We start from the raw sequence: 2,393 nt of genomic DNA on the forward strand, positions 1-2,393 counted from the left end.
CCGCGGCGCTGGATGACGAGAGCATGTTCGTCCTGCCACCCCTGCCCAACACGCTGTTCACCCGCGATTCGTCGTGCTGGATCTACGGCGGGGTCTCCATCAACCCGATGTTCTGGCCTGCCCGCAGGCTGGAGGCCTACAACGTCGCCGCAATCTATCGCTACCACCCGATGTTCGCCGAGGCGGACTTCGAGTACTGGTACCCGCACCTCGGCGACGACGGTCGCTTCGAAGCGCACGACTTCGGCCGGTCGTCGCTCGAGGGCGGCGACGTCCAGCCGATCGGCAACGGCACGGTGTTGATCGGAATGAGCGAGCGCTCGCAGGCTCGGATGATCGAGCAGGTCGCTGCGGCCCTCTTCGAGAAGGGGGCCGCGGAGCGTGTCATCGCGGCGGTGATGACCAAGGACCGCGCCCACATGCACCTGGACACGGTGTTCACGATGCTGGACCGCGACAAGGTCACGGCCTACCCGAAGGTCGTCAGCGGCATCCGCGCGATCAGCCTCCGGCCTGGCGTAAACGGGCGGCGGTTCCACGTCACGGAAGAGGAGTCGTTCCTCGGGGCGGTGGCCGACGCGATGGGTGTCCCGAACCTGCAGGTGGTCGAGACCGGAGGCGACGTCTACCAGCAGGAGCGCGAGCAGTGGGACGACGGCAACAACGTGGTCGCCCTGGAGCCGGGCGTGGTGGTGGCCTACGAGCGCAACACCTACACGATCGCCAGGATGCGCGAGGCCGGCGTCGAGGTGGTCACGATCGAGGGGTTCGAGCTGGGCAAGGGGCGCGGCGGCGGGCACTGCATGACGTGTCCGCTGACGCGCGACCCGGTGTGAGGAGGGGAGTCGAGATGTATCCAGAAGCTCCGCGCTGGTTGCTCATCGTCGTCCTGATCGCCTGCCTGGTCGGACTGGTCGCGTGGGCTCGCGGACCGGTGCACCACCACGGCCAGTACGTCGGGGCGCTGGGCGCCGTACACGCCTCGTCGCAGTCGCCCCAGGCGTAGGAGCGGTCCGTGGCCCTCCCACCTGACGCGTCGTCACCCACCGCGACGGGGACTCCCGGCCCGTCCGGTCGGGTGCCGCGTCCACCCACGATGCTCGATGCACTGCTGCCGATCGTGGTGCTGATCGCGCTGCTCGCGCTGACCATCTTCCTCTTCGGGATCGACGCCACCAACGGACCGCTGCAGGTCGCCTTGCTGCTGAGCGCGTCGTTCGCCAGCCTGATGGCGTTCAAGAATGGCTACACGGTCGCGGGCGTCGCCGAGGCGGCGGTAGGGGGCGTCACCTCGGCCGTGGGCGCCATCTTCATCCTGCTCGCGGTGGGAGCGCTGATCGGCACCTGGAACATGGCCGGCACCATCCCCACCATCGTCGACTACGGGATCCGGCTGGTCAGCCCCACGTGGTTCTACCTCGCCGCCGCGGTCGTGTGCGCCCTCGTGGGCATGGTGACCGGCAGCTCGTGGACCACGGCCGGGACCCTCGGCGTCGCGTTCGTGGGCATGTCACAGGTGATGGGCCTCTCGGAGGCCACCGCCGCCGGCGCCGTGATCTGCGGCGCCTACTTCGGCGACAAGATGACCCCGCTCTCCGAGACCACGATCCTGGTCCCGCAGCTTGTCGGTGGAGGACTGACGGTGGGGGAGCACGTCCGGAACATGTTCTGGACGGCCGGGCCGGCGCTCGGGGTCAGCCTGGTCATCTTCTTCTTCCTGGGCCTGCAGGCCGACCCCGACGCCGCGCTCAGCGTCGACGCAGCCCGCGAGGCGCTGGCCGCCGCGTTCAACATCGGGTTCGTGAACCTGCTGCCCCTGCTGATCCTGGTCCTGTTCGCGATCCTGAAGTTCCCTCCGTTCCTGTCGATCATGGGTTCGGCGCTGTTCGCCGGGCTGCTGGCGCCGTTCACGCAGTGGGACGCGGTCCAGGCGTTCGTGGACGACCCGGACCTCGGCCGGGTTTCCACGGCGGTCCACGCGATCTTCGAGGCGATGGCCACCGGGTTCGTGAGCAACTCCGGCGTCGAACCGATCGACGAGCTGTTCACCAAGGGCGGGATGGCCAGCCTGCTGACCACCATCTGGCTGGTGCTGGGCGCGCTGTCGTTCGCCGCGGTGATGGAGCATGCCGGGTTCCTGCAGCGGCTGTTGATGCCGATCGTCTCGCGGGCCCGAGGCCGCGGCCCGCTGATCCTCTCGGTGAACACGAGCGGCATCGGCCTCAACGTCATCGCCGGCGACCAGTACGTCGCCGACGTGCTGCCGGCGCGCATGTTCCGGGGCGAGTTCGCCCGGCGTGGGCTCGCCCCGCAGGTGCTGTCCCGGGCGGTCGAGGACTCCGGGACCGTCACGTCGGTGCTCGTGCCGTGGAACACCTGCGGCGCCTACATCT

General features: G+C 69.0%; 3 protein-coding genes. All 3 read left to right on the forward strand.

All coding sequences use genetic code 11. The annotated features are described in order from the left end of the window. Nucleotides 1-836 (forward strand): arginine deiminase family protein (locus tag EKO23_RS24575; protein ID WP_134721198.1); only part of this gene is annotated, 836 nt, incomplete at its 5' end. 14 nt (nucleotides 837-850) lie between these two features. Beyond that, nucleotides 851-1,006 carry a hypothetical protein gene (locus EKO23_RS25600; RefSeq protein WP_167880647.1) on the forward strand — a complete coding sequence of 52 codons (156 nt, stop codon included), beginning with the start codon at nucleotides 851-853 and terminating at the stop codon, nucleotides 1,004-1,006. 9 nt (nucleotides 1,007-1,015) lie between these two features. Beyond that, a partial coding sequence (locus EKO23_RS24580) for a Na+/H+ antiporter NhaC family protein (RefSeq protein ID WP_246051304.1) occupies nucleotides 1,016-2,393 on the forward strand: 1,378 nt, incomplete at its 3' end.

The sequence above is a fragment of the Nocardioides guangzhouensis genome, from assembly GCF_004519545.1.
In the GTDB taxonomy this organism is placed as follows: Bacteria; Actinomycetota; Actinomycetes; order Propionibacteriales; family Nocardioidaceae; genus Nocardioides; species Nocardioides guangzhouensis.